Consider the following 5644-nt stretch of genomic DNA (forward strand, 5'->3'; position numbering starts at 1 on the left):
GGAGCAACGGCCAGGACATGAATTTTTTGTCTTAATTCTGGCGGATAGTCCATTAAAGCATTTCGAACATAAACAGCAGCTCGGCTATGGCAAACCATTAAAATTTTTCCTTCAGGAGTATCTTTGAAAAATTCATTCCAAGATCTATGTAGTATTCGCACAGATTCATAAGCAACGTTGTTTATTAAAGCTTGTTTATAGTGGTAAAAATCACTAAACATCCCTTGGGAAGCAGAGTATACCCCAAGTACATTATGGTTAGCAAGTAAACCAAGATGGCCAAGGCTACTAAGATGATCTTGACGGCTATTATTCACACCATTCATAAACATTAAGAGTTTCCCTTGAGTCATCTTTAAGTTATAGGGCATATTGGTTAAAGGATTTTTAAAGTCATTTAAATTATATACTGCAGATCGATTATAATAAATAGCATCAGGAATTTCAGAATCTGAATGGAAAAATTCATAATCTCCTTCAGATTCACAAAATTTATGATTCACAACACTGTTTAGTGGGTCGTTATTTAGGTACTGATACACATTACTTGCAACAAAGCCAGGAATTCCAAATGCACCATAGTCGCACAAAGCCATTGTATAATCAAACGTGGTATCTAATAAACCTGAAAAGGAGAATAGCCCAAATTGATCAAAGTAGATCAGAGGGCTATGATGCACATAGGCGTAGAGGTTAGGACCGTCTTCAAAGCCGGAAGGATCAGCTGTGACCCAGCGACCGAGGTTGGGATCATAATATCGAAGACCAAATGCGACAAATCCTGTCTCGGGATCAAATCGTTTGTTAGCATAACGCCAAGGATTTCTAACCTGAGATTCTTTAATCTCTTTTCCTTTCGCATTAAGGATTTGAATTTCTCCAAAAGCAGAATAGCGATAAGTTTCAATCAGTTGCCCTTGTAAAGACTGTAACCCGCTAATTTGACCGAACAGATCGCGAATGGGGACATAGACTTGATCATTTAGTTCAATGGCAACAGGGGGATACTTTTCACCTTTCCCAAGAATTTTTAATTCAGTGATTTTTCCTTTAACGATAGCCCCAATTTCTTCCTGTCCTTGATGAAAGTACATCTCTTCTTTGACACCTTTTTTACTCAAGCGTCGATTAAAAGGATCGTAAGAGTAAGAAATTGTTTTTTGTTTGGATGTCACTGATCGGAGACGGTCAAGGGCATCGTAGGTGTAAATGGTTTTTTCTGAGCCCGTTTGTTTCTCAATTAAATTTCCATTGGGATCATAGAGATAGGTTTCCTCTCCTCTTTTTAAAAGTTGATTGAGGGAATTGTATGTGTGTTCTTGATCATCTTTAAGTAAGCGATTCGAGAGGGAATCACATTGGTATTTATGATTAGCATGTCCTTTTTCACTTTGTAATTGATAGAAATCATCATAAGTATAAGAAGAAATTTTGCCATCGGTTTCATAGCTGAGCAGATTGCCGACTTCATCATACCCTTCACTTGAAATTGTTTGTTTAAAAAAAGGGGAGGCGACACCGATACATCGATCTAAAGAATCATATTGATAATGAACAAGACCATTTTCTCCTGGGGGTTGGGATTTAATTGGTGCACCTTGTAGATTGTGTTCTAAATCTTTATGCGTATAAGAGTACTTTTCGTTCACTAAACGATGAACAGCTTTTAAATCGACTGCGCTGAACTGATATTCAATCGCTGTTTGATCAGGTAGGGTGATAAGAATAGCTCTGCCAAGGCGATCGTATTGATAAGCAAGAATTAATCCATTTCCGAGTTTTTCTTGAATCATGCGTCCCATTTGATCATACAAACGCTCAGTAGAGCTTTCTGTAACATGGTCGACGACTTTTTTTACCAGTCCATTTAATGTATATTCATAATCGTAATCAATAGATCCATCAGAAGATTTTAATGTTTTTAAATAGCCAAATGAATCGTAGGTGTGAGATAAAATGGCTCCATCAGGTTTTGTGGTAGAAATTTTTTGACCTCGTTGATTATAGAGGTAATGAGTGATTTTTTGTTCGGGTGTATAAGCTGCTTCTGCAAGCATGATTAATTGATTATTTTCGTTATAGCTGAAAAGGGTTTCGATGGAATGCGTTGTTTTTCCATCCACCATCACATGGTCAATGCGTTTTGCTTGATTGCCATTCAAATCGTAATAAAATTGTTGGTGAGAAATTTCTATTCCAAAAGGAGTTTTTCGCTTTTCGCTAACTAATCGATTCGCGTTGTCATAGGTAAGAATTGTCTGATAACCTCGGGCATCTGTTGTGGTAGCTTGCAAGACGCGTTGATTATAATGGTTTAAGTAGTAAGGATTATAAGCTGTGTGCGTCGTCTGACCAAGTGCATTGGTAATTTTTATCACATTTTGATGGGCATCATAAGTTGTTTTTGTGACTTGTTCACCCGCCTTAACAACAATTTTATTTCCTTTCGCATTGTAAGTATATTGGTTGCATTGATAGAGTTGATTTTGAGCATCTTCTAGCCTATCTTCAATAATACGATTGAGCCAATCATAGACTTTAATGGTACGTCGATAATTTGATTCATCAATCCATTCTTTAGTTTCAATTTCTCGTCCCAAACTATCGTAAAAATACTCTGTCATTTGCTCTTCTTTAATTTGAGAGACTAGGCGACCCGCAAAATCATAATGATAATGGGTGACGATTCCTTCTTTATCTATATAGGTCAAGGGGTGGAAAGCATTATACGACCAATGCTGTGCACAAAGAAGGTTTCCTTCTGCAGCATAAGTGGATTCGGTTAGAATTCTTCCTTGATAATCTTTTTCATAGTGCGTGCGTATGCCAGAGCGTTCAGTTTTTTGAATGAGAGTTCCATCTAGTAAATAAAGATATTGTTCGGATGATCCATCGGGATAGTGGGCAAGAATAGGCTGACCGCGAATGTTATATTGAATTTTGGTTTGCAACCCTTTAGCATCTGTTACACAAGTTGGAAGACCGATAAGATTATATTCTCTATGAATAACGGGAGAAACAATTTCTCCAGCTTCATTTTCTATCTCGGGTAAATGTATGGCAATTTGGCGACCAAGATCGTCAAATTCAAAGGTAGTTTCTTGTCCATAAGGATCGGTTGTGGCGATACATTGATTTAAATAATTATAGCGGTGCTTGGTCGCAAAATAGCTACCATCCGTATGCTTTTCTTCTTGCAAAACGAGACGATTGGAATAGTCGTAAGTATTATGTAAAGAAAATTGAGAACCCGGCTCTTCTTGGAAGATGAGATTATTATATTCATCATATTTTTTAGAAGTGACTTCCCCCAAAGGATTAATCTCTTTGGTGCAGTTTCCATGGCCGTCATATTCCCAACTTTTTGAATAACAAAAATCGCCTTGGTTATCATAAGTGTCTTCTTTTGCAAGATAACCTTCCAGGGTGTAATAATAAACAACTCTGTTAAGCAATACTTCTTGTTTGGATTGCAAATCCAAATACATATGATCTACTCGTTCTGGCAAATGTACAAGTGTATGCTGCCTTGGGTAAAAGTGAGTAATAAAGCGTTTTGTTAAACCTGTTAAATCGTATTCTAATAATCCTTTCCCATCATCAATCACTTTTTTAATGATGACATGATTTTGGTCATAAGTATAAAACTCTCTTTTTTGTACGATTTGATCAACAACAATGAGCTTAGCGGCTAAAAGATCGCTTCTTGGATAATAATGATAGACGGTAACAACGCCATTACTATCTGTTTCTGTCAAAAGATGATTTAATCCGTCTTCTGAATACGTACAAACTTTTTTTTCTTTTTCACAACCATTATTAATAGGAATATGATGTTTATCAAGCTGAAGTTGAGGGGTTGGCATTCCTGTCAAACATCCCCACAATTCCTTTTTTTTAATGTTTCCACGTTCATCGTATTTAAAATATCTCGCTTGATGCGTATTTCCTTGACCATCTTTTAGATATTTACAAGTGAGATTTCCTTCATTCGAGGAACCCTCTTTCCCCCATACAAAACCTTCTTTACTAAATAAGTGATAATCGGAAGTGCCTTGATATTTTCGAATTTGTTCTAGGCGGTGTTCTTTTGTGAAGCAATAAGTTGTTTTATGAGAGTAGGCATCATAAACATCTGTTTTCCCTTCTTGAAGCTCGTTATTATCCTCTTTGATATCGTATACAAAGCGATGAGTTGTAATAGCTTTATCATCTGGTCCAACGGGTGCTTTTAATTGTCGTACACGATCGATGCGATAATCATTTTTATCTTCAATACAAATGGCAGGAAGAGCGTTATTAAATTGATAAAGATGCTTGTTTTTGTAGTAGCTAATATCTAAAAATTGCTTATCAGCAATTTTCTTTTTTGACATCAGGAGGAAATCAGATGAATCTCTTTTGACATATTCATAGCTTTCGTGAGGAAATCTAGGTTTTTCAACATCTTTTACATATAAAATAGTGTCATTAGAATAATTTTTAACTGTTTGTCGAGTAAAACTATATTTGACCACTTGGTTGTCGCTGGTTTGAAGATGAAGACGCTTACCAACTTGATCAAATCGAATCGTACTAAATATTCGTTGTGTTTTAGCGTTTAAACACTTAATAATATGGAGTCTTCCGAATACATCTTTGGAATGGACATATTCTAAACGAATGCCATTTGGTTTGGTTTCACTCGACTGAAGGTAATTAATGTCTCCTAGCGGGGCCTTATAGCGCTGAATATGTTTAACAACTCCCGCTCCTGTTTTGATTGAAAATTGTTCATCACCAGGATACGTTGTCACTTGGTAATTATTGACATTTGTTCGTCCACTAATTTCATTTCCTGCTCCGTTAGTCAGCCCTTTAGGACGAATCATTTTAAATAGGCATTTCTTTTTGTCACCTTCTAGGATAGGAGAATGAATATAAGTTAAAGTGGACCCACTCGTTGGAAAAAGTTGGCAATAACTTACCTCTCTTTGCTCGTATACTCCATGCGAAAAATAGAGCATATCGCGATGATTGGACCACCAACTTATCCCAAATCTTTCTTGGGTACTTAAACTACAGTAAGAACGACTAAAAATTAAGGGTTCAGGTCCTGGAACTACAACGTCCACACTTTGGTCGACCAACTGTCCGCTAATGGCGCAAACCATTCCCCCTACAAGACTTGAAGGGAGCCCTTCTGTCGTTGCAACTGATTCAATGGCTGGAATAGAATCATTGTTGTTTGCTGTCAGCGGTTGCAGGCAAAGAATAAAGTTCAACAGTATATATATTATCCAACGCATAAAGTTGCCTTAAAAAAAGTTCTGATTTGAATTTAAAAATAGGCACCTACATTAAAGAGATTACTAGAGATTTGTCAAATTATTTTTTTATTAAACTCATTTTAGACGATGCATTAGATAGTGTAGTCACGAGAAATGAAATAAATGCTTAAATGTGCTGCTCTTCTACGTTCATCAATGGAGCATCTTATGGAAGCGCACAGAAGACATGATATATCCGATCAGAGTTTGGAATTTACTGGAACCTCATTTGCCAGGAAGAAGAGGGGCTTGGAGTGGTATAACAAGAGATAATAAGACTTTTATCAATGCAGTATTTTGGATATTAAGAACGGGAGCTCCATGGAGGGATTTGC

Annotated in this window: 1 protein-coding gene and 1 pseudogene; one reads left to right on the forward strand and one right to left on the reverse strand. The window is 36.7% G+C overall.

The window, feature by feature from the left end; genetic code table 11:
• Positions 1-5288 (reverse strand): RHS repeat-associated core domain-containing protein (locus TY19_RS10215; protein ID WP_042282288.1); only part of this gene is annotated, 5288 nt, incomplete at its 3' end.
• 189 nt (positions 5289-5477) lie between these two features.
• Between TY19_RS10215 and TY19_RS13065 the strand changes: the two are divergent.
• Positions 5478-5644: pseudogene (locus TY19_RS13065) on the forward strand (transposase); the annotation flags it as partial.

This window comes from Candidatus Protochlamydia sp. R18 (genome assembly GCF_000648255.1).
Lineage (GTDB): Bacteria > Chlamydiota > Chlamydiia > Chlamydiales > Parachlamydiaceae > Protochlamydia > Protochlamydia amoebophila.